Source organism: Rossellomorea sp. NS-SX7 (assembly GCF_052828565.1).
In genome coordinates this window covers 4,211,916-4,234,764 of sequence record NZ_CM128249.1, presented here as the reverse complement: position 1 = coordinate 4,234,764, position 22,849 = coordinate 4,211,916, and the positions used below count along the sequence as shown (strand labels likewise).

At 43.3% G+C, this 22,849-nt stretch carries 24 protein-coding genes, 1 riboswitch and 1 other annotated feature; of the genes, 12 read left to right on the top strand and 12 right to left on the bottom strand.

Annotated features, from left to right (window positions below; translation table 11 throughout):
* The first annotated feature begins 36 nt into the window (after positions 1-36).
* Positions 37-588, top strand: a complete 552-nt coding sequence (locus tag ACUXV2_RS21070) for a GNAT family N-acetyltransferase (protein WP_446245018.1) — start codon at positions 37-39, stop codon at positions 586-588.
* A gap of 37 nt (positions 589-625) precedes the next feature.
* On the opposite strand, the gene ACUXV2_RS21065 is transcribed toward ACUXV2_RS21070, so the two are convergent.
* The gene (locus tag ACUXV2_RS21065; RefSeq protein WP_446245017.1) at positions 626-1,342 is read right to left on the bottom strand and encodes a TVP38/TMEM64 family protein; all 717 of its coding nucleotides are present in this window, start codon (positions 1,340-1,342) and stop codon (positions 626-628) included.
* Between the two features lie 145 nt (positions 1,343-1,487).
* Between ACUXV2_RS21065 and ACUXV2_RS21060 the strand changes: the two genes are divergently transcribed.
* Entirely contained in the window at positions 1,488-1,976 is a 489-nt protein-coding gene (locus ACUXV2_RS21060; RefSeq protein ID WP_446245016.1) for a BsuPI-related putative proteinase inhibitor, read from the top strand.
* A 320-nt stretch (positions 1,977-2,296) separates the two neighbouring features.
* On the opposite strand, the gene ACUXV2_RS21055 is transcribed toward ACUXV2_RS21060, so the two are convergent.
* Entirely contained in the window at positions 2,297-3,067 is a 771-nt protein-coding gene (locus ACUXV2_RS21055; RefSeq protein WP_446245015.1) for a hypothetical protein, read from the bottom strand.
* Between the two features lie 493 nt (positions 3,068-3,560).
* On the opposite strand from ACUXV2_RS21055, the gene ACUXV2_RS21050 reads away from it, so the two are divergent.
* The 3 genes from ACUXV2_RS21050 to ACUXV2_RS21040 all read left to right on the top strand — a co-directional run bounded on the left by ACUXV2_RS21050 (position 3,561) and on the right by ACUXV2_RS21040 (position 7,674).
* The gene (locus tag ACUXV2_RS21050; RefSeq protein WP_446245014.1) at positions 3,561-4,736 is read left to right on the top strand and encodes an FtsW/RodA/SpoVE family cell cycle protein; all 1,176 of its coding nucleotides are present in this window, start codon (positions 3,561-3,563) and stop codon (positions 4,734-4,736) included.
* Between the two features lie 55 nt (positions 4,737-4,791).
* Positions 4,792-4,996 (top strand) — a binding site (T-box leader).
* A gap of 45 nt (positions 4,997-5,041) precedes the next feature.
* Complete coding sequence (gene argS / locus ACUXV2_RS21045) at positions 5,042-6,730, top strand: arginine--tRNA ligase (RefSeq protein ID WP_446245013.1); 1,689 nt, start codon at positions 5,042-5,044, stop codon at positions 6,728-6,730.
* Positions 6,731-7,092: 362 nt separating this feature from the next.
* Positions 7,093-7,674: a YqaA family protein gene (locus tag ACUXV2_RS21040; protein WP_446245012.1), complete on the top strand. Its 582-nt coding sequence runs from the start codon at positions 7,093-7,095 to the stop codon at positions 7,672-7,674.
* 199 nt (positions 7,675-7,873) lie between these two features.
* Here ACUXV2_RS21040 and ACUXV2_RS21035 read toward each other — a convergent pair whose 3' ends face one another.
* The 3 genes from ACUXV2_RS21035 to ACUXV2_RS21025 all read right to left on the bottom strand — a co-directional run bounded on the left by ACUXV2_RS21035 (position 7,874) and on the right by ACUXV2_RS21025 (position 9,433).
* On the bottom strand, positions 7,874-8,776 hold the full coding sequence (locus ACUXV2_RS21035) for a diacylglycerol/lipid kinase family protein (RefSeq protein ID WP_446245011.1): 903 nt from the start codon (positions 8,774-8,776) through the stop codon (positions 7,874-7,876).
* Between the two features lie 155 nt (positions 8,777-8,931).
* Positions 8,932-9,213 (bottom strand): hypothetical protein, encoded by a 282-nt coding sequence (locus ACUXV2_RS21030; protein ID WP_446245010.1) that lies wholly within the window; start codon positions 9,211-9,213, stop codon positions 8,932-8,934.
* Between the two features lie 70 nt (positions 9,214-9,283).
* Entirely contained in the window at positions 9,284-9,433 is a 150-nt protein-coding gene (locus ACUXV2_RS21025) for an Lmo0850 family protein (protein WP_098351100.1), read from the bottom strand.
* A 172-nt stretch (positions 9,434-9,605) separates the two neighbouring features.
* Here ACUXV2_RS21025 and safA point away from each other — a divergent pair, with 172 nt between their 5' ends.
* The 6 genes from safA to ACUXV2_RS20995 all read left to right on the top strand — a co-directional run bounded on the left by safA (position 9,606) and on the right by ACUXV2_RS20995 (position 14,074).
* Complete coding sequence (safA, locus tag ACUXV2_RS21020; protein ID WP_446245009.1) at positions 9,606-10,226, top strand: SafA/ExsA family spore coat assembly protein; 621 nt, start codon at positions 9,606-9,608, stop codon at positions 10,224-10,226.
* A 107-nt stretch (positions 10,227-10,333) separates the two neighbouring features.
* The gene (locus tag ACUXV2_RS21015; protein WP_446245008.1) at positions 10,334-10,837 is read left to right on the top strand and encodes a hypothetical protein; all 504 of its coding nucleotides are present in this window, start codon (positions 10,334-10,336) and stop codon (positions 10,835-10,837) included.
* Positions 10,838-10,975: 138 nt separating this feature from the next.
* The gene (locus ACUXV2_RS21010; protein ID WP_446245007.1) at positions 10,976-11,389 is read left to right on the top strand and encodes a CBS domain-containing protein; all 414 of its coding nucleotides are present in this window, start codon (positions 10,976-10,978) and stop codon (positions 11,387-11,389) included.
* Positions 11,390-11,552: 163 nt separating this feature from the next.
* Positions 11,553-11,717 carry a hypothetical protein gene (locus tag ACUXV2_RS21005; RefSeq protein ID WP_446245006.1) on the top strand — a complete coding sequence of 55 codons (165 nt, stop codon included), beginning with the start codon at positions 11,553-11,555 and terminating at the stop codon, positions 11,715-11,717.
* A 349-nt stretch (positions 11,718-12,066) separates the two neighbouring features.
* Positions 12,067-13,497 (top strand): alanine/glycine:cation symporter family protein, encoded by a 1,431-nt coding sequence (locus ACUXV2_RS21000; protein WP_446245005.1) that lies wholly within the window; start codon positions 12,067-12,069, stop codon positions 13,495-13,497.
* A gap of 313 nt (positions 13,498-13,810) precedes the next feature.
* On the top strand, positions 13,811-14,074 hold the full coding sequence (locus ACUXV2_RS20995; RefSeq protein ID WP_446245004.1) for a YpbS family protein: 264 nt from the start codon (positions 13,811-13,813) through the stop codon (positions 14,072-14,074).
* A 47-nt stretch (positions 14,075-14,121) separates the two neighbouring features.
* Here the strand turns inward: ACUXV2_RS20995 and ACUXV2_RS20990 are convergent, their stop codons facing one another.
* The 3 genes from ACUXV2_RS20990 to ACUXV2_RS20980 form a co-directional block, all read right to left on the bottom strand.
* Positions 14,122-14,394 (bottom strand): DUF2187 family protein, encoded by a 273-nt coding sequence (locus tag ACUXV2_RS20990; RefSeq protein WP_446245003.1) that lies wholly within the window; start codon positions 14,392-14,394, stop codon positions 14,122-14,124.
* A gap of 130 nt (positions 14,395-14,524) precedes the next feature.
* Positions 14,525-14,704 carry a hypothetical protein gene (locus ACUXV2_RS20985; RefSeq protein ID WP_446245002.1) on the bottom strand — a complete coding sequence of 60 codons (180 nt, stop codon included), beginning with the start codon at positions 14,702-14,704 and terminating at the stop codon, positions 14,525-14,527.
* Between the two features lie 43 nt (positions 14,705-14,747).
* The gene (locus ACUXV2_RS20980; protein ID WP_446245001.1) at positions 14,748-15,920 is read right to left on the bottom strand and encodes an MFS transporter; all 1,173 of its coding nucleotides are present in this window, start codon (positions 15,918-15,920) and stop codon (positions 14,748-14,750) included.
* A 278-nt stretch (positions 15,921-16,198) separates the two neighbouring features.
* Positions 16,199-16,303, top strand: a riboswitch (SAM riboswitch).
* Between the two features lie 206 nt (positions 16,304-16,509).
* Here ACUXV2_RS20980 and ACUXV2_RS20975 point away from each other — a divergent pair.
* Positions 16,510-17,826, top strand: coding sequence for a Na+/H+ antiporter NhaC family protein (locus ACUXV2_RS20975; RefSeq protein WP_446245000.1), 1,317 nt, complete (start codon positions 16,510-16,512; stop codon positions 17,824-17,826).
* Between the two features lie 67 nt (positions 17,827-17,893).
* Here the strand turns inward: ACUXV2_RS20975 and ACUXV2_RS20970 are convergent, their stop codons facing one another.
* The 4 genes from ACUXV2_RS20970 to ACUXV2_RS20955 all read right to left on the bottom strand — a co-directional run bounded on the left by ACUXV2_RS20970 (position 17,894) and on the right by ACUXV2_RS20955 (position 22,840).
* Entirely contained in the window at positions 17,894-18,649 is a 756-nt protein-coding gene (locus ACUXV2_RS20970; protein WP_446244999.1) for a (S)-benzoin forming benzil reductase, read from the bottom strand.
* 133 nt (positions 18,650-18,782) lie between these two features.
* Positions 18,783-20,150 carry an LVIVD repeat-containing protein gene (locus tag ACUXV2_RS20965; protein WP_446244998.1) on the bottom strand — a complete coding sequence of 456 codons (1,368 nt, stop codon included), beginning with the start codon at positions 20,148-20,150 and terminating at the stop codon, positions 18,783-18,785.
* Between the two features lie 224 nt (positions 20,151-20,374).
* Positions 20,375-20,845: a helix-hairpin-helix domain-containing protein gene (locus ACUXV2_RS20960; RefSeq protein WP_446244997.1), complete on the bottom strand. Its 471-nt coding sequence runs from the start codon at positions 20,843-20,845 to the stop codon at positions 20,375-20,377.
* A gap of 15 nt (positions 20,846-20,860) precedes the next feature.
* Positions 20,861-22,840: an ABC transporter permease subunit gene (locus ACUXV2_RS20955; protein WP_446244996.1), complete on the bottom strand. Its 1,980-nt coding sequence runs from the start codon at positions 22,838-22,840 to the stop codon at positions 20,861-20,863.
* Between the last annotated feature and the right edge of the window lie 9 nt (positions 22,841-22,849).

Sequence of the window (22,849 nt, the reverse complement as noted above, 5' to 3'; positions counted from 1 at the left end):
AGTAATAGTAAAACACCCCAAAAGGAGTGCAGCTTATTGAACTCAACAAGCAAAAGGGTAACGCTCAGAAAAATACAAGAGAGTGACCTAGAAACGCTATGGAATTACATATATAAAGAAGAATCACCCGAGTGGAAAAAGTGGGACGCCCCCTATTTTGAGCACAAACAGGTCCCTTACGAAGAATATAAACGCTCGTTTCTTACGAATATCGAGAAAAACAATGACCACCAGCATATCATCGAAGCCCAAGGGAAAATCATCGGAACAGTAAGCTACTACTGGGAATATGAACCGACAAGGTGGCTCGAAGCGGGTATCGTCATTTATGACCCCGGCTATTGGAACGGGGGCTACGGCACCGAGGCATTGACCCTGTGGGTCGATCATTTATTTGTGACGAAGGAAATCGGCAGGGTCGGCATCACCACCTGGTCCGGTAATGAGCCTATGATGAGGGCCGCAGAAAAAATCGGCATGAAACTCGAAGGAAGGTTAAGGAAGTGCAGATATTATAATGGCGTTTATTATGATTCAATCCGGATGGGCATGATCAGAGAAGAGTGGACACGCACTGAGGGACATTAGAACATAGGGGGAACACACCTATCTCTGTGGTCTCCCCCTATTGATCATTCTTCGAGTCACCAAACCAGAATTTCAATTTCTTCCTTGTGAAGAAAACAAGCAGTGAAAGGATGATAAACATCGCAACAGCCACATAGAGATGCATCCGGTCTTCCCCGCTCAATCCGGAACCGAAGAAGACAAATCCGATTGTCCCCGGGATGATCCCAATGGCTGTAGCCGTGATATAAGGCAGGTAGCGTACTTTTCCGGCGCCTGCCAGATAACTGACCAGATCAAAATTCAAAAACGGCAGCAGCCTTAGAACGAGCACATAAAAGAAACTGTTCTCAGCCATTTTTTCACGGACGACGGTCATTTTAGGGGAGGGTTTCCTCCACAGCTTCATCCCAAGGTAGCTTGACATCACATACGCCACTGTTGCCCCCCCAAGTGCCCCGATGAAAATATAAACAATCCCATTGTATGGGCCGAACGCCAAGCCGGCCGCGATTGAAAAGATAGAGGTCGGGAACAACACCAGGGGACGGAAGGTCAGGATAATGATGAAGACTACAGGTGCCCACAAGCCAAACGACACGATCCAATCCCTGATGTCGTGAGGCCGCACCTCCCAAAAACTACGGCTGCCCCAGACGAGGACAAGGAGCAGGGCAAAGAATCCAAGCATCTTCGTTATTTCTTTTTTCTTCATTGCCGATCTCCACTCCTTTTCAAGCTTAAGATGGTCTGCCGGGAAACTGCTTTCTTCCATTGTACTGCCCACTCAACATAAAACCAACTCCACCGCATTTATCAGCCAATTTCTTCTGGGAGAATTGTCTTACTTCATTAATAAGGAACAAAGTAGTGAAACTTTTTTGATTTTGGTAAGTCTAATAGAATAGAGGTGATAGGACATGAAACAGTTGATCATTGCACTGACAGGAGCACTCGTCCTCGGTGGTCTAACCGGATGCGGGACCACTCAAGACCCAGAACAAAAGGAGATGGAGACGAACGGCACCCCTGAATCAAATCAAGCAGAGAAAGGGATTGTTGCAGGTAGTATGGAGCCTTCTTTAATCGAGCAAGAGGAAAAAAACGGACAGCCAGTTTATGAATATAAGATTAAAAACCAAACCGAAAAAGAAAAGACCTTTGTCTTTTCGTCCGGTCAAACAATCGACTTCGAGGTAAAAGATCAGAATGGAGCAGTCGTTTACCGGGAGTCTGAAAACAAAATGTACACGCAGGCCATCCAGGAAATCACGCTGAAGCAAGGAGAGGAATTTTCACGAAACCTGATTCTGCCAAAGCTTGACAGCGGTTCATATACCTTGACAGTTTGGCTGACAGCCAAGGGGGAAAGTCAGTATAAAGTGACGAAAGACATCATCATCCCATAATCTGAAATGCGGAAGCGTCTTTTTGGGCACCGACTGGCGCTTTCGGTCCGACGGGTGAAGCTGCTCATTGACTCCACCAGCCGGACCGAAACGGCGCGGGGAGACTGGTCTCTGTACCATTCTCGAAGCAAATATATTCATCCCATTACATAAAAAAGGATTAATCCAAGTAAAGAAGTTCATTCAACACCACCGGTTGATGAAGCCCTTTACGCAGATTAATCCTTCTCTTATTCATGCAAAGTATATAAAGAGTAAACAAGGAGCGAAGCGGTTTTCATCCCTATACTCTATTCATCCCTTTTTCCGCTTGTGCCTGCCTAACGGATAGAGGAACTCCAGCTTTTCGTTTTACGATCAAAAACAAGCAAACCATTTGCAGGGGACTTACTGAATTGCTGATAATCTTCAATCATTTCATCCATATTGAAATAGTCGCCAATGACCCAGATCGGGATCTCTATCTTCCCTCTGCTCACAATTGCCTTCTCTATGGAAATGATCATCCCTTCCTTTATTTTATCTTTAAAAGAAGTGATGATTTGCGATCCCACATCTGGATACTGCTTCTCCTTTTTCATGCCGAATAACCCTTTGCCGCCTTTGACACTTCCCAATTTCGCTGCAACCGTTGATCCCAATAATTGATAAAAGTCAGCAAAGTCGCGGTAATATATTTTGTTAAACCATCCATCATCGTGGGAAAGGTAAGCGTATCGATTATTCAATTTGGAATAAAACGGGGCATCGAGCGGCTGTTTCAGATGCCCCATATAGAGAAGCTCTGCAATTTCCTGTCCGTTTAATTCATTGACACCCGCTTCTTCGTCGAAATCGATCCAGCAGAAATCACCATAACTGTCGACGCTGTCATTGATGATCTTGTTCATATCTTCCTGTTCGACATATTCAAGATGGGTGTGAATGTTAAAGGCTCCATGTTCATACTGATGCTTGATCAACAGCAGGTTTTTCAGAGGATGCGGTGTATTCAAAGCAAATTCCTGAAAATTAATCCCGTAGGAAACAACATATTGCCGATCTATATTTTTATGCACATAGATGATCTCTTTTGTTTGCTTATTCTTCAAAACATTCCCTCCATCTGATTTACACGATGCGTATCTAATAGTATCTATTTTAGCAAAGAAATGAGAATATCGTTCTTTTCTATTTCATTTCAAAATGATGACAAAAGTCGCAGGGAATTGTCGAAAAAAGTCATTCCACAGGAATAGTACCTTATTCGGCTGTCTTAAAATTCATAGGACCCATGGATACAGAGGGCATGGAGACATTGGTATCGTGTAGAAATGCTTGTTTTTTACAGATGTGACTGTTCTAGCTAAATAATGGAGGAAATGTTACATTTGAAATCGGGACTTTTCTGTTTACACTTTCCAGAAGGGTCATGTAATATATGGAAAAACATTCATGACATACAGTACAAATTCTTCTTTATCAACGAACAATTGATATGAATGCTTTAAAAGAAGGAAAATACGGATGGCAGCCAGTAGAAATTTTCCTTCTTTTCTATTAGACTAGGAATGTGAAATCTTACGAAATTCAGGTGAAATGATTATGGAAACTCGCCAGCGTTTTGCTGATAAATTTGACTGGGGTCTTGTCTTCTTATTGATGATGTTTTTTATCGTCAGTGCCCTTGGGATAAGCAGTGCTCAAACCTCAGGTCAATATGGAACAAACTTTGTTATTCGACAGGCTTTTTGGTATGTAGTCGGTGGAATTATTATCGCAGGTGCATTGTTCTTTGACTCAGAACAGTATAAGCGCCTTGCTTGGTATATGTATGGCGCAGGGATCCTCCTTCTGCTTATATTGCTGATCTCACCGGAAAGCATTGCACCATATAGAAATGGGGCCAAAAGCTGGTTCATGCTTGGGCCGCTCGGTTCCATCCAGCCTTCAGAATTCATGAAGACATTTCTCATTCTCGCTCTTGCCCGGGTGATTACGAACCATAATGAACTCACCACCCGGAAGACATTGCAGACAGACTTTCAACTATTATTAAAAATCGGATTCACCACCCTTGTTCCCCTTGCTTTTATCATGAAACAGCCGGATCTTGGGACATCCCTTGTCATCTTGGCCATCATGACTGGGATCATCCTGGTGTCAGGAATTACGTGGAAACTGATCGTCCCGATTTATGCTTTTCTCGGAGTCGTCGGAGGCACCCTTCTATCACTCGTTATTTGGGCTCCGGAATTCTTGGAAAAATACACAGGGTTCGAACCTTATCAATTTGGACGGATCTATGCCTGGCTCGATCCTTATAACTATTCCAAATTGGAAGGTTTCCACTTGATCAATTCATTGAATGCAATCGGGTCCGGACAGATTTTTGGAAAAGGCTATAGCGACGGGGAAGTATATATCCCTGAAAATCATACCGATTTTATCTTCAGTGTCATCGGAGAGGAATACGGATTCATCGGCGCAAGTGTGGTCATCAGTTTATTTTTCCTATTGATCTATCACTTGACCAAAACAGCCCTGGATACGAAAGAGCCATTCAATGCCTACGTATGCGCAGGTATCATTTCGATGATTACATTCCACGTTTTCCAAAACATCGGGATGACAATTCAATTATTGCCAATCACGGGAATCCCGCTTCCATTCATCAGCTATGGGGGAAGTTCCTTGATGGGGAATATGCTGGCACTCGGCATCGTATTCAGTATGAGGTTCCATCATAAAACGTATATGTTCTCTTCAGAAGATTCTTAACATTTTTTGTTGTATTTATCACCAAAATGTGTAAAATAATATCTAACCATATACAGTACATTCAATGATGAAGAGAGTAATTCTGACGTGGATCCCTTTAGCGAACCAGGGTTGGTGCAAGCCTGGTGTGAAACCCGGAATGAAACGCACTTCTGAGAAGTCTTTCTTGAAATCAGTAGGGAAAGACCGGATAAAACCGTTAATTTATGAGCGCCCTTCGGGAAAAAGAGTGGTACCGCGAGCTAAAACTCGTCTCTATATTTATATAGAGACGGGTTTTTTTATTTTATTTGGAGGTGGCAATGATGGATTTAAAATCAGCTTTAGCAAACGAATTGAAGTCCCAGGTTCTCTCATCCTGGACGGAGGAAGATATCAGTACGTTAATTGAAATTCCCAAACATACGCATATGGGAGACCTGGCTTTCCCCTGCTTCAGATTAGCCAAAGAATGGCGAAAAGCTCCGGGAGCAATCGCTGAAGAAATAGCCCATTCACTACATTCACCAATGTTTAACAGTGTGGAAGCGGCGGGTCCTTATGTGAATGTCCGATTTGATCCCGTACTCACCGGGAAGGAAATCGTCTCTTCCATTCTTCAGCAAGGGGTTCATTACGGATCCCATTCATTCGGGAAAGGAAAAACCATTGTATTAGACATGTCCTCACCGAATATCGCAAAGCCCTTCTCCATGGGCCACCTCCGCTCGACCGTAATTGGTAATGCAATTGCCAATATAGCGGAAACATGCGGGTATGAGACCGTAAGAATCAACTATATCGGTGACTGGGGCACCCAGTTCGGAAAACTGATTACAGCGTTCAAGAAATGGGGAGATGAGGAGAAGGTAAAAGAAAACCCGATTGCCGAATTGTTCACCTTATATAAAAAGTTCCACGAAGAAGCCGTTCAAGACCCTTCCCTTGAAGACGAAGGGCGTAAAGCCTTTAAACTTCTCGAAGATGGAGAAGAAGAAATCACAGTGCTTTGGAAATGGTTCAAAAATGAATCACTCGAAGCATTTAAGGTCATCTATTCCCTGCTTGGTGTGGAATTCGATTCTTATAACGGCGAAGCATTCTTTAATGACAAGATGGAAGAAGTGGCAGAGCTCTTGGAAGAAAACCAGCTCCTCGAAACTTCTCAAGGTGCCAAGGTCGTACGGCTGGAAGATGAAACCCTCCCTCCTTGCTTAATCAGAAAAACGGATGGGGCCACCCTCTATGCCACAAGAGACTTGGCAGCCGCTCTTTACCGACAGCGTGAATATTCATTTGATGAAGCGCTGTACGTAGTGGGGCAGGAACAAACCGTCCACTTTAAACAGGTAAAAGGTGTGCTTGAAAAGCTGGGATACGAATGGGCGGATGCCATGAAGCATATTCCGTTTGGCCTCTACCTGAAGGATGGAAAGAAAATGTCGACTCGTAAAGGCCGCGTCATCTTATTGGAAGAAGTACTCCAGGAAGCCATCAAGATGGCCGGGGAAAATATCAAAAAGAAAAACCCTGATCTTAAAGAAGCAGCAGCTGTCGCACGGGATGTCGGGGTTGGGGCGATTATCTTCCATGATGTAAAGAATGACCGCATGAACGATATAGAGTTTTCCCTTGAGCATATGCTTACCTTTGAAGGAGAAACCGGACCTTATCTGCAATATACACATGCACGTGCGCAATCAATCCTGAGAAAAGCAGGCACCCCGTCACCTTTATCGTTTGAAGGACTGGATGACTCATCGAGCTGGGAAGTCATCAAACAGCTTAGACTATTTCCGGAAACGGTGGAAAGAGCCTGGAAGAACTACGCGCCTTCCATCCTTGCAAAATATCTGCTGGAGCTGGCCAAGTCATTTAACAGCTACTACGGAAATACAAAAATCATCCACAATGACCCAGGACAAGAATCCCGTTTAACACTCGTCTATGTTGTCGCGGCGGTTTTATCAAAAGGCTTGACTGTTCTAGGCATCGGTTCACCGGACGAAATGTAGAAAACCTGAAAATCTTGTCATTATTTCCCGAGAAATGACTTATCTCTTTTTCACTTTCTTTTCTAACGAATCATTAAAAAGACCGGCACCATAAAAACATCCCCCCTCTTCTTTACAGTCACTCGCCTCTCCAGCTTTCTAAGGTGACTTATTGAGAAGGGGGAACTCTTTTCTAAGGGACTTTTCTTCCTCTACTTTATAAAAGCCGCACCTTCTCTTTATATCTTTCTCATCCTTTAGCATTCTCGTATTTCTGCTCAAACAGATATTTCATGACGCTCCCCTCAAAAAATGATATACTTTCTATTGTTATTCATAAACAACGATTGACAATATTCGCATGATGATAAAGGAGATATCTTATGTCTGAATTACTTCACACTTTTGAAGCCTGGCTGCTGGATTATGGGATTTGGGGACTGATCCTTGTATCGTTTGCCGATTCATCTTTCTTCCCAATCCCGCCAGATGTTCTATTGATACCACTGGCTATCGCCAATCCGGAAAATGCACTGCTATATGCCCTGTATACCACCATTGCTTCAGTCATCGGTGCGTTATTCGGCTGGTGGATCGGTAAAAAGCTCGGACGTCCCATATTGGTCTACCTATTCTCTGAAGAAAGAATTCAGAAGGTAGAAGAATACTTTACGAAATACGGTCCGATGGCACTGCTGATCGCGGGGCTCACACCTGTTCCTTATAAAATCTTCACGATCTTTGCCGGTGTATCCGGTGTTAAAATACGAGTGCTGGTCATTTGGTCGATCATCGGACGAGGCATCCGCTTCTTCCTTGAAGGAGCCATCATTTTAACTCTTGGCGCCAAAGCAAAACCGTTCATCGAAGAGAACTTTACTATGCTGACACTCGCAGCAGGCGGAGTGCTAATACTGGCTTACATCATCTACCTGATCATCAAGAAGAAAAAACATACGGTTTGACCTCAAAAGCGGAGGCGGCTCGTTCAGAGGCGGGTGGCATAAGACGAATCGGCCATGAAGGCGCTTTTTGCCTTCTTGGACCATTTAGCTTATGACCTCGAGGGGCTAGCCGCCGGAGCTGGACAATCAGAAAAGCGGAGGCAAATTGATCTGCGCTTAACAAAAAGAAAGAGAGTATCGGGCCGCCCCCGATACTCTCTTATTTATGATCCCCTACAATCAAACGCAAGTGGTGCTTCAGTACTTCCAACGTTTGGTGCTGTCCTTCATAAAGCTCTCCGTCCATATCCACCTTCTCTAAACCTTCCAAATGAATGTCTGCTGCTGGAGCCTGGATGTGGATGATATCATCGGATTGGTCACTTACCTCACCAGTACTTCTTATTATGAAAAATTCCTTCAAAAGAGGGAAACCCGTTTTCTTTACCATATAAATATCAACCAACCCGTCTTCAAGATCGATACTGGCAGGCAGCGGGTTCGCACCGATTGAGCGCCCGTTTGCAGCAAGAAGCATCACGACTTCTTCGTTATACTCCTTCCCATTTGCCATGACGGTGGCATTCAATAGCCTCGGTTCCTGGATGGACTGAAAAGCACTAATGTAATAACTGAGTTTGCCCAGAACACTCTTGGACCCCGTATCGATATTGTCACTTGTTTGAGAAACCAGGCCCGTGCCCCAGAAATTGCTGAAATAGCGGTCACCCACTTTGACAATATCAACATTCTTTTCATGAGGGTTGTCAGTAATCGCTTCCACTGCTTGTCTAAGATTCATCGGGATATTCAGCGAGCGTGCAAAATCATTGCATGTCCCACCAGGAAGGATGGCGACCTTTGGTTTTAAAGAGAGTCGTGCCAAGCCATTGACAGCTTCATGGACTGTGCCGTCACCTCCCAATATGACGACCAGCTCATACTCGCCAGCCTTGTCACGGCAGATTTTCTCTGCACCGCCCTTCTCTTTTGTTTTATGCACTGTCAATGTGTCACATATATCCAAAAGAGGCGGGGTGACTTCCAACAATTGAGTCTCCAATTCTCCTCGGCCAGCTTTACCATTGCATACCAACAATATCTTTGAGTAAAAAACAGACATTACTTCACCCCGCTTTAATGTAAGTCTTTACGCTAAAAAAAAGAGGCTGACCCAAAAAGATGAAATGATCACCCTTAAAGGATCAGTCCTTAATGAGCCAATGAAGCTATTGAATGAAAAACCGGACGTTCGTTATTCTTGGGTCAACCTCTTTATTATGCTGTGTTCGACTCCTCTTCTTGTGGAAGGATCGATCGATGCGCTATCCGCAGACGGCCCTTGATATAGCTTTGTCCGTCACAGGCAATATGTGTGTTCTGCATCCGATGGATTTCCATCTCTGCGAACATGGCCAGAGCACGTGAAACCTGGTCTAATGCCGAGTTTAGGCTGTGAAGGTCAGAAGGTCGATTCCCACTCATACAACGGTATGAAATTTCATCCGCCTTCTTTCTGATTTCCATTAATGTCTGGACATCAAACATCACTCTCTCCATACCTTTCCCTCCTTTTTTCACTGTTATTTAGTATATCGTGAAAAAAAGAGAAATATGTCTGGTCAAGCTGTTATGAATCCTGAGTTAACGTCTTAGGTAATGGCTGATATTGCTTTAGTGAATGAAGAATCTCACGTCTGGACTTTGTTTTAGAGATATTGACGCCGACATTCGATAATTTGGTTATCACCTTTTTAAAGCGATCGTTCTCCTTTACCACGTTATTCACCTCTTCGATTAATTTCAATTCGTTATCTATTTGTACGTATGAAGTAAAAAAAGGTTTCACTATTATTCTAGATGGTTTACCTATTCCCTTTAAATGAAACAATAATCCTATTTTTTTGTTTTTTCCTTAGAATATTTCACATTGAATTACACAATTTATAATTATGAAAACAAAATTAGCTATCATTATGGTCACAATGTCCCTAGCCTTTGGTCTTGCAGCAATCGACGGAGCTCAAGCAGCCCAGACTTATCATGTAAAGAAAGGAGACACTCTTTGGAAAATTTCTAAAAAGTTTCGAATCGGTTTGTCTGAAATCATTGATGCGAACCCTCAAATACCAAACCCGGATTTGATTTATCCAAGTCAAAAAATTCATATCCCGAGCATCACATCGATAAAATCCGTGGAAAGACAAGTGATTGATCTTACAAACCAGGAAAGAGAGAAAGCGGGACTCGCTCCTCTTCAATTGGATTGGCAGCTGTCCAGAGTGGCACGCTATAAATCCCGGGATATGAGGGATACAGGATATTTCGCACACAGAAGCCCTCAATATGGTTCACCATTCGACATGATGAAGAGCTTTAATATTCAATACAGCTCAGCTGGTGAAAATATTGCAGTCGGACAGACAAGTCCGGAACAAGTTGTAAGAGAATGGATGAACAGTCCAGGCCACCGCAAAAACATCCTCAACGGCACCTATACCTATATTGGGGTTGGGTATGCCAAAGGCGGTTCATACGGCACTTACTGGACGCAGATGTTTATATCTAAGTAAACAGTACCTCCGGATATTCCGGGGGTATTTTGTTTTCAGCCATAATCCCCACAAAGAGAGCATATAAATGAAGTTAGACGGGCTCTTTCATGAAAAAGGGGGAGATTATGCTGTTTAAGAAACGATATTTGTATTATTCACTTATTTTACTTTTACTTTTTGGCTTGTCGGGGAATGCCGTTTTTGCAAGTGATCCAATCATCGACTCCATTGATGAGTACTTAGTCAAAGAAGAATCCTATTTCAAAAAAGGGACGGTGACTGTCAGGGATTTCGTTGATACTAACGCAGAAGTCATGATGAGTGAAGATGAAACCGAAAGTGTAAAGGTAAAGGCTTTATACATCAGCTATACAGAGCAAAGAGACTCGTTTTTCCATTTCACCAATAGGGAGATTTATTACTATGACCTGGACAATAACGAACTTTTACCATCGTCTTCCGTGGTTTTGAATGATGACCTGAAAGCCTTCATCGATACCCATAGGGATGAGTTGAACCGCTCTATCACCGGTCCTTCCCTCTTCCTGATCCTGTTTTTTCTCTTTTCATTCATCATCGTCGGTCCGCTCCTGACTATGGTGTTCCACAGACCTTCCTCTGAGAGGTGATCTTGGCAAACAGGGTGTGCTGCCATTAATGGCAGCACACCTTTTTTTCAATTAACTTCCTCCGGATCTAAAGAATATTGCGGCCAAAAATTCAAATAATAAAGATTGTACTGCCACAACAATTGAGGGGGAATTAGAATGAAAGTACGTGATATTATGTCGACAAATGTAGAAGCTGCATCTAACCAGGATTCTTTATCTAATGTTGCATCAAAAATGCAATCCAAGAATGTTGGTTCGGTACCAGTTGTTGAAAACGGACAGGTTGTCGGTATGGTAACGGACCGTGACATTGCCACTCGAGGACTGACGAACGGTACGCAGGATAATGTATCTCAAGTCATGTCTCAAAACGTTGTGTCTGTTTCACCAGATGCTTCAGCTGAAGAAGCTGCGGCATTAATGTCTCAGCATCAAGTCCGCAGGCTTCCAGTAGTGGAAAACGGAAATCTTGTCGGGATGCTTGCGCTTGGGGACCTGGCAGTACAACAGAAATCTGATCAAAGCGCGGGCGGCGCACTAAGTCAGATCTCTGAAAACCATACAAGATAGTCACCTTACACAAAGACAAAGAGGCTGATTTCGTTCAGCCTCTTTGTTTTTCACATTTTCCTATACGACAATTTTTTCACATTCAGGCAGGATTTTCTTGCTTTTTCGAGAATATCATTATTATGGAAAGGTACTTGAATGCGAGGTTTAGGGAGGTATCGGGATGAGTCGTACAGCTTATTATCGTAAAGAAGTAAGGAATTTCAAGCGGGAAAGCCGCAAGAAAGTATTTGTAGACGGTATTCTTGATTTCTTATTTATGCTATTTGGCATTTCCATGATTACTGGAATATTACTATTTGTGTTAAGCTATTGGAACTACTACTGATCCCGAATGGTTCTTTTGTACTTTCTGCATCATTCGATTCAAATGACAGCATGAACATATGAACCGGCCTCTGCCATGGGTAAATCCTATGGCTTTTTTTCATTGTACGATGAGAATATTATTATTTCGCACATTATTTTTTATTTTATTAGAATAACTTCCACCACTCTCCCTCCGTACCCCTACTCATCAGGAACGCCATAAAAATCAACTATTTATTATGATGGTATACTTCGTATCCCTAAAATACTTTTGGTAAAATTTTAATATTCAGATAATAACTTGACAAGCGATTTCAATTTTCAGATAATAGTAAGCGTAACCGATTCAAATTTTCGAGGGGGTTATCATGGATATTTTAAATAGTTTAGTAAATGAGGCAAATTCACTATTATGGGGTTATATCCTAATTGGGTTACTGATCATTTTAGGGTTGTACTTCACAGTAGGATCAAAATTTGTTCAAATTCGCCACTTCGGCGAAATGATTAGGTTATTAGGAGATAAGGATGTTACAGAAGCGGAAGGAAAGAAACATATTTCTTCTTTACAGGCATTCTTTATCGGAGCAGGTACTCGAATTGGTACAGGTAATTTAGCTGGAGTAGCCATTGCCTTAGCACTTGGAGGCCCTGGAGCGGTATTCTGGATGTGGCTTGTAGCCATTCTGGGAGGTGCCAGTGCATTTGTAGAAAGTACCCTTGCACAGATTTATAAAGTGAATGACAAAGTTGGATTCAAAGGCGGCCCCGGCTACTACATGGAGAAACAATTAGGGAAACGCTGGATGAGTTCCATATTTGCGGTTACGATCATTCTTTCATTCGGGACAACCTTTAATGCCGTACAAAGTAACACGATTTCTACAGCATTCAATAATTCATTTGGGATCAGCCCATTAGCAATCGGACTTATATTAGCAGGTTTGACGGCCCTTATCATTTTTGGCGGTGTCAAGCGTATTGCAAGTTTCTCAACGGCAATCGTTCCAATCATGGCTGTCTTTTACATTGTGTTGGCATTATTTGTTGTCATTACGAATATCACTGAAATGCCAAGTGTTATCGCCCTTATTTTCAAGAGCGCATTTGGATTTGAACAAGTAGTGGGCGGAGGAATCGGTGCTGCCATCATGAACGGTGTGAAACGCGGACTGTTCTCAAATGAAGCAGGTATGGGTAGTGCACCTAACGCGGCTGCGACTGCATCCGTTTCCCACCCTGTAAAGCAAGGTTTCATCCAGGCACTTGGAGTATTCTTTGATACATTGCTTGTATGTTCTGCAACAGCGTTCATCATCCTTACTTCCGACGCTTACGGATCAGGTTTGACAGGGATCGAACTATCGCAGGCTGCTATGTCTGAACATTTCCAATCATGGGCAGGTATCTTCCTGGCAATTGCGATCTTCACATTTGCCTTCAGTTCCATTATTGGAAGTTACTATTATGGAGAAGCCAACCTTCCATTTATCAATAAAAGTAAAACCGGTCTTCTCATCTATCGCTTCATTGCATTAGGAATGGTTGTATTCGGTTCTATGGCAAGTCTTGATATCGTTTGGGCACTTGCTGACTTATCGATGGCCCTGATGGCGACTACAAACTTGATTGCCATTGGAATCCTGGCACCTATTGCCTTTAAAGCATTGAACAACTACATGGACCAACGGCGACAAGGATTGGATCCTGTCTTCTATGCCGATGACATCCCTGGATTAAAAGGGGTCGAAAGCTGGCCGAAGCGTGACGAAGTGCGAAAGAAAGCAGTTAATGAATAATATCGGTTACTATTCGATAGAACAGGCTCACCTTCATGGGGGCCTGTTCTTTTTATGTGATGTTAGCTCCTCCTGCCTTTGGATAAGAGTGCAGGATGGAAACCCGTAGACTAATTCAGCGAGTAGTATTGTCGAAAAATCGGTAGTTCGCCCTTTAAATTAACATATCACCCTTATATCAAAAATCCCGCCCATAAATTCCACCCGATCCCCCAGGTTGCATACCAATTTCTACTTGAAATGAAACATTGCCATTTCACCCATTAAAAAGCATAATAAGGACAAGAACAATTCGACTGAGAGGAATGAAAGCATGAGTGTACATAAGGACATTACAAAGCATTCAACAAAGCAAAATCAACTTGTACAGAAGTTCATGGTGCTGGACCAGGAAAGAGAACGAGCCATCGATGAAGCCATAAAGCTATGTCAGGCAGGCGAGGCTTTTTCAACGGACCGGATTAATGAGGCTACACAGAGAATCAATACCCTTGCACGTCAGGGAGTTGTGCCGCAGCGAAAATTAGTGACCATCGAAATGGTCGAGGAATATGCAGGCAGGTTGAATCAACAATAAATAAAAAGGCTGACCCCACGGATGATCGGAGGTCAGCCTTTCATTTATTATGCTTTTAATGCACTGTTCCAGCCATCATATACGAACACCGGCTGAGTTTCATTTACTGCCCGTTCAACGATGACATAGTTTTTATGAGCCACAACCGTCTGGTTATCAGGAAGGTCCAGCTTTTTGGCAGCGTCATTTTTCACTTTGACGATGACCGTATTTTCCCTTAAAGCCGTCACCACACCATTAACTATTTGCTTCTTTCGTTTAAATTCGATTTTATCCCCAAGGTTTGCATTGTTTTTTGAGTACAAGAAGTTGGTATTCATTGGAATGATCCCCTTTATTGTTTTGTGATTTAGCAAGCTATATTTAAAGTAGATTGATTCATATTTTCTTATCCTTCATGTACCACTTTTTGCGAAAATTCAAACCTTTAACGAAAAAATTTTTTTGATATTATTTTATATATCCAGCAAGTCCATTTTTAAAAGCCTCTTGATCTCCGTTTTCTATTCCCAACAGTGCTTCCTGCAGAGCAAAAGTGCTTTTATAAAAATAAAACCTGTCGAGGAGTGAAGTTATTTTATAATAATAACGGGCATTATCTAGAAACCTGCTATCTATTGATGCCCACAAAAAAGACGCCTCCCAAAGATTCCTCTTCAGAAAGCGTCTGCGATTAATAGGCCAGTGCCTGCTTCTTCTCTTCCTTCATTAAAACAAAGCAAAGGAGAATACCTATCAATGATAGCAATGCAAAGAACAAGTAGACTGCATAGATTGAGAATGTTTCAAGGATGAAGCCGCCGACAAACGTGCTGAACCAGTTGCCGAGACCGTTGCCGATGGCCGAATAAATCGTGACGGCTGTGGCCGTAATATGGGCGGGCGTGATTTCCCTGATATAACGCAGGCCTGCCGGTACAAACAGCCCGATTGCAAGACCCTGCATGACAGCAGAAGTATACACCAGCCAGAGGCTTGGTTCCGTGAAGTAGAACAGCCAGCGGAGCATCGATGCCGCCCCTGCTAAAGCCGCTACGGTCAACAAGCCGAATCGATCGATCCAATTTCCTGCAACCTTCATAAACGGAACTTCCGATAGTACCGCAATCAAAAACGCGAGGCCGATACCCGCATATGTACCTCCTGAATCTTCCACAAACAATCCAAAGTACGTATTATTGGCCAGGTTCGGACCGAATACCATGAAGGTGACGGCCAAGAAAATCAAAAACTTTTTGAGCGTAAACAATTCCTTCATTCCCGCTTTCAAATCCAGTTTGGCAGAGGCGCGTTCCTTTGGGAATCGGAAAGCCAGCACAGCAGACATGACCAGACAAACGAAGAATGCGTAGAAAATGATGGTAGGGCCGATAAAACCTTCAGATAATTTCCCCATCACATACACGGCAACACCGAAACCCAACGATCCAAATAGTCGTATATTTCCATAATTATAACGGACCTTGCTTGTATACTTCAGACTGATACTGTCTGAAACCGGTATGATCGCGCTCTGGAAAACAGCAACCAGGATCGCGATCAGAAGGAGTCCGTAGTAAAGGTCGGTCACTACATACCCAAGGGCAAACATCCCGGCAACCAATGAAGTAAAGGCGAGCACCTGTGTCGGACGATTCGTCGCATCACTCACCATCCCCCAGATAGGCTGGAAGAAAATCATCATAATAGGGCCGATCGACATGATGGTCCCGATCTGATATCCATTCAAACCAACACTTTCGCTTAAATACACACTTAACAGCGGATATAAACTGCCCACACCGAAAAACGTCAAAAAATAGAAGCCTTGTAAAGTAAAGACTTGATTGCGTATTGTTCTCTCCACTTCCGTATCCCCCAGATGATTTTTTATCCCTATTATACTAGCCCTATTTTAGAAGATTGTAAATAAACTCGTTCCTTTTTCTGGATAAACCATAATATCTAATGAAATCATCCACAACGGATAAACCCTATTGTTATCAAGCTCATTGTATTTCATCATGTTGACTGGAAAATCTTTATTGTCCGAGAAGAGTGAACATCAACCATTTTCCGTTTGACTTTTCTTCTTAAACGCCTTAAAGTATGTAAGTATAATTTTAAAAGTGAATATAGGTATTCTTCTTATCCAGAGAGACGGAGGGACTGGCCCTATGATGTCTCGGCAGCGGACTCCAAACGAGTGCTGTGCCACATCCAGCAAGCATGAAGCTTGAAAGATGAGAAGAGTGTTTCTTTTATTGGAAACCTCTTCTTGTTAAGAAGAGGTTTTTATTTTTATCCAGCGAGGTAATACTTATAACGTTGGGATCGGGTTGCCATGGACCGGTCATTGGCCCGATAGCGAAATTTGTCGTTCGATGTCGGATCTTACACCACAATCCATTATTCAACCCATTTATCAATAGCAAATTGTCAAAGGAGTTGTTCAAATGATTAACGAAAAAGGAAATCTTCTGGCATTACTGCCATTATTCATATTTGTTTCACTCTTTCTGGGTGCCGGAATCATTTCAGGAGATTTTTACGCATTCCCTGTACTTGTTTCCATCATCATCGCAGCTGTAGTTGCGCTGTTCATGAACAGAAAGGACTCACTGAATGTTAAAGTCGAGCGATTTGCCAAAGGGGCAGGACATCCTGACATTATGATCATGGTGTTCATCTTCCTTCTAGCAGGGGCATTCTCTGGAGTCGCTGAAAAAATGGGCGCTGTGGATTCAACGGTCAATATGGCTCTATCAGTACTGCCGGAAAATCTTCTGATCGTTGGACTGTTTTTAATAGCAGCGTTTGTTTCATTATCCATGGGGACTTCAATGGGTACGATCGCGGCACTTGCCCCGATCGGTGTAGGAATCAGCTCAGGTACGGATATCGCGATGCCTGTTGCAATGGCGACGGTCATCGGTGGTGCGATGTTTGGTGACAATCTATCGTTCATCTCTGATACAACGATCGCTGCCGTACGCACACAGAAAACGGAAATGAAAGATAAATTCAAGGTGAACTTCTTTATCGTTCTTCCTGCAGCCATACTAACAATGGTGATTTTATACTTTATCACAGCAGGCAACCAATCAACGGTAAACGTCGATACCTTTAACTGGGTGAAAATCCTCCCTTATCTGGGTGTCATCATCGGTGCATTGGCAGGATTGAATGTGTTCATCGTCCTATTCGGAGGCATCGTGCTATCAGGGATCATCGGATTTGCGGATGGAAGCTTTACACCTTCCAGCTACTTCGGAAGCATCGCCGATGGAATGACCGGAATGGCTGAAATCGTGATTTTGACCGTCCTTATCGGCGGTGTGGTTGAACTTATCCGTTATAATGGAGGAATACAGGCACTGCTTTATCTTGCCACCCGCAAGATCCGCTCCCCGAAAGGAGCACAATTGGCAACAGCCGGGCTTGTAAGTTCAACAAACCTTTGCACGGCAAACAACACGATTTCTATCATCATTGCAGGTCCGCTTGCGAAAGAAATCGGTGAAAATTATGGAGTCGATTCCCGTAAATCTGCAAGTATCCTGGATATCTTCTCTTGCTCCGTACAAGGCTTGATCCCTTATGGAGCTCAGGCATTATTAGTAGCAGAAACAGCAGGGATCTCACCATTGAGTGTCATTCCATATGCATTCTATCCGATTCTGACAGCAATATGCGGTTTAATTGCGATCCGATTTGCACTGCCGAAGTTTACACGCTCAAAAGCACCTAAACCGAGCACTGCGCGTTCATAATACAAAAGAGACAAATCCTTATCGGATTTGTCTCTTTTTGTGCATTTATCAAATCTATACCCTGTTTCTATAACAAATCATTCACATGATACAACTTACCAGATTCAACATCCGCTTCTGTCACAAGCTCCACAAGGACACCTGCTACTGTATCCGTGTCCCTCAGCATTCCCTGTTCTTTGTAACGCTTAAAATTTTCAACATCGGCAAAGGCTTCTTCTGATGAGGAACGGATTGTTCCCTGCATGTCCGTATCCATCACCCCTGGACTGAAAGCAATGACTTTATGCCGGCTGCCCTTGTTTGAGAGTTCCAGGCTCACAGTTTCCGTCAGCATATTGATCCCCGCTTTCGTAGAACAATACGTACTCCATCCGTAAACGGGTCTGCTCCCGGCACCAGAGCTCACATTGACCATGATAAGCTGGCTTTCAGAACCCTCGGACGCTTTCAGCATTTCATTTGTAATGATCATAGGAGAAACCAGGTTTACATTCACACTCTTTGCAAGCTCCGTGTTTTCTACCTGACCGGAAGGACTGATGGGTGTGACCACTCCAGCATTTTGAACAAGGTAAATTCGGTTGGCACCGGAATTGAACACGCTGCTCCCTATTCTTTTCATTACGTTCTCGGTTTCCCCTGGATTGGAAAGATCGCACCCGACATACTCATATGGGACCCCTTCTTCATCACATATTTTCTTCAATGTATCATTATCCGAACGGGAAACGTTAATCAGGCGGATTCCTTTCCGGGTAAAGAGCTTGGCAATCGACTCACCTAATCCTCTTGTCGCTCCTGTAACGATGGCATAATCCATGTGATCCTCTCCTTCCTTATATGATTGATTATATAAGAGACGATTTGAATCACAAAAAATTTTGACTTCACCATTTTCCTCTCTGGGAAAAAAGCTCCGCGGTATGAAGTCGCGGAGCCTTTCAACTTATCGATTACTCATGGGCATTATTTTTCTGAAGAACCTTCAAGCCTGACCCCATATCAGAAGCAAGAATGTAGTTGCGGTCTGCAAACACACCCCAGATGAACGAGTTTTCTGGAACGTAGCGCCCAATCTCTTCCGGTTGTGCCGGGTCTGTGATGTCCACCGCTCTCACGCCGCCTGCATAGTGGGATAAATAAAGGGTATTCCCGACCACTTTAGGGTCATGGACGGTATTTGCGAACGTCACTCCGTCCTCCACATTGTCAACTAGATCCGTCTTGAAATTACTCAAAAGCTTCGGATTTGTTTTATCCTTGATATCAAAGATTCTCGTATAACCATAGGACTCTTCAAAGCCCTCCCGTTTCGGCGCGTATACTTCTCTCGTCTCTATCAGGACCGTGCCTCCCTTGGCAACTTGAGCGGAATGTGCCGACCCCTGCTGATCCGATGCATATTCCGTTCTTCCCAAGTATACAGGGTTGTCCGGGTTACTGATGTCCAGCATAATGGTACCAAGATCCCAATATGATAGGAAAGCTGTCTTGGCATTTTCATCAGTCATGACGCTGTGATTGAATACCGGGCGGGTCTTTCCATCCGGAGCCTGCCAGTGGTATCCATTAAAGTCAGCCGGGACTTCTTCAAGCTGGCGGGGATCAAATTCATAAATGGTTTCAGGGTCGGTCGGGTCGCTCACATCAATCAGGGAGAAATCCTTCTTCTCTCCGTGTGTATAATAGTCAGCATAGTTGCTCGCCGCCAATACAAACGCACGGTCCCCCTGTTTGGCTAAGTATAACTCATGGGTTCCCGGTGCCCTCTTATCCACTGCCCAGAACCCGAGCTTTTCAGGATGATAAGGGTCCGTGACATCATAAAGGAGTACGCCTCCTACAGAGTCAGGGTTGCTTCGATTCAGCTGTTGAACGCTGACTGCGGCCAAGTCGCCATTGAAATCCTTTGTATTCACTTTCTTCACTATGACCTTTTCTGTCCATGTACCTGGAATGTCATCGGCAAAAACGGATACTTCTTTCGGGTTCGCCGGGTCTTTCAGATCGAATACACGTACCCCGCCATTGCCTCCATTCCTAGTGTGGGTACCCACATAAGCAAAGCCGTTATGTGCATAGACATCCGCGGTATTATTTTGAATCCCGTCTTTCTCTGCCAATTGGACCGCTGCCACTTCATGCCATCCATTAAGATTCTTACTGCCTTCAAGCTGAGGAATGACAGCTTCCGAACCTGCACCCTCTCCTTTTTCAATGGAAATGTCATCTAAGACGTCATGGGCAATCACACTCGGTGTCATCATTGCCAAACTCAAAGCTGCGATAAAAAATGATTTTAATAGAAGTTTTCTTTTCACTTAAACAGCCTCCCCGACTTTATTACCATTTATTACATTTTATGGTTTTTAATGTTTTAACACAGAAGATATGGCTTGTCAGTATGTTTTAATAAAAACAGAAGGAAAGCACTACGTATTTTTGTAATTTTTAGATTATTTAGTTCGTAAGTCAGGAAGGGACATCTGCTTATTTACCCATAAAAAAACATGCCCCGCAAGAGAGCATGTTTTCTACCGTGTATTCATCGGTTCACTGAATCCCAAGCCTTTTTCGGCCGGTCAGGCGGATAACCATATTTCTTCCTGTATGCTTTTCTTTCAGGGGTGAAGTTCCACCAATTCTTCTCACTGCCAGGGTGCTGCGCATGATGAACGATACACCTCAGAGAATCTTCTACACAGGGGTCCATCCACACCCCGTATTTCTTCTCGAGTTTGATGATCAGGTCTTCACCTTTTTCTCCCTTGATGTCATCATAAGAATGAAATTGCAAATCTTCTACTACGTTATGTGCCATGTTCGGACCGATGGAAGGAATCTGTTGGAAAATGGACATCCCCACCAAGTATCTTGATCTTTCAATGGGGATTTCCAACCTTTCACTCAATTCTTCTGGCGACATTGTATGTAAATCTCTTAGTTTCATTTTCTCTCTTCTAAGTGATTTTCTTTCATCATCTGTCAAAGGAAGTTTCGGGCTTTTACCGCTCATGTCTTTCAACTCCTTCTATCCTTTATAGTTCTGCTGCTTTGTTAAATGGAAGTCCCCTATTACCGGACGGTACGCTTTCTTTTTCACTGATTTGTCTCTGCTCTTGATCGGGGTATTGTTGATCAGTACGCCAACCTTTTGCTGCTGGATTTCTTTTACTCCCTGAACGATGAGCTGCATCGCGATGATGGCGATCATGAATGCCACGAGCGGAGCAATGACGATCCAATATTTACCGGTCATGAGTGAATACCTGGCGGAGCTTATCAGACCTGACCATTCAAAGGTCCCTGATTTAGGCGGGTCCGGCAGATCTCCTCCCGAAATGATCGTCCCGCCAAGAAACAGGTGGAACAAGCCTAAATGCACCAGAATCAATAGAGTTTGAATAAACTGGTGACCGAAGATAATGAACAACCTTGGTGCAAGATGCGGGAAGAGGTGGGTCCACAACAAATGCTTATTGCTTCCCCCCAATAGTTTGGCAGATAGTACAAAATCTTTTCTCCCTATCAATTTCAGTTCATTCCCGATCAATACCGTCGTTAACGGCAATACCATTATGGTGAGGACCATTGCCTCAAATACAAGTCGCTCAAACATCGAGTTATCCCATCCAAGTACAGGCAATCCCCATAAAACGGGCCTAAGCAGCAGGTATGCAATCAAACTTAGCGGAAGAAAGTGTATCGAATCAACCAGTCGATCGAGCCAATTCTTTCTCCTTTCCTTTAAGTGAAAATGATAGAAGACCCCTAAGTAAAAACCGCCTATGACACGTAATGAGGCTACAATCAAAGCGAATAGCAGAGTATATTTAGCCCCGACTATCAATTGATCCATTATGCTGTATCCATAAATATCCGAACCGAGGATCATTTGGCTTGATGGTTCATGCGGAGGGCCTGAAACGATCCGGCCTTCATCATTTTTCAGATACTTGATGTAATGGATCGGATTCTCTTTAAATAAAGGGTAGAGAAAGCTGTACATAATCATGATAAACAGTACGCTGCACCCCAAAGCAAATTTAGGATTGTGCATATGCTGCCACCACAATCTTCTGATTGCGGCAAGCCATCTCCAAACCTTCCATTCCGTCCATTTTATTTTATCCTTTTTATATTTGGTATCATCTTCATTGCCGGCTGTATTTACCCACAGATACACTCCCTGATAGACGACGAAGAAAGGAGTGAAAATCAGAATAAGAGAAATGGCGATGACCATCGGCCTGAAATCCTGCACGATATAGTACGTGATTCCTCTCATATTGAAAATCGTTTCAATGACAAATAAGCTTGAAAGCATTCCCCAAATGATGATTTTTCCATGATAAAAAAGGCTTGGTGATATATTTTTAAATACATGGGACAACAGGATCTTCCCTTTGGACATCCCTTTACTTTGGGCAAATTCAATATGAGGTTTTAAGAGTTCTTCTTCTGTAATCAAAAGCAGGATGCGAAAGAATGATATCATCGGGATGATCGAGAGAGTGATCATCGGTGCAAGATAGATTTTTTCGTCTCCCAATTCCGTGAACTGCATCAGCTCGAAGCCGAACTTTTTAAAGATGAAGACAATGAACAGCTGGAGCATGAAAGCAAACATAAGATCCGGAACTGTTTCCAGGAGGTTCAACAGCTTTTTTAGTGGTGACGACAACCATCGGGGAAGAAATACCGTGATGACAGTCAGAACAAACCCGAGTACGAGTCCGATTGCCAAGGCCCCTCCTAATACTTGTAATGAATACAGGTACGGATCCCAGAGCATATCCATGAAATGCTCGGTATACCCTTTATAGGTATAGCTCCAATTTTCTTTATCCCAAAACGCAAAGAAAAACTTCACAACTTCTTCGGAGTACCCGATAAAGTTGTACAGTCCCCTTTCCCTCATCGCTTGAGGAGCAACGCTGATCGCTATGATACCGATGAAGCCGAGAAAATAATAGAATACGAATTTAAACGGAAACCTCAGAAATTTCATCGTAATCCC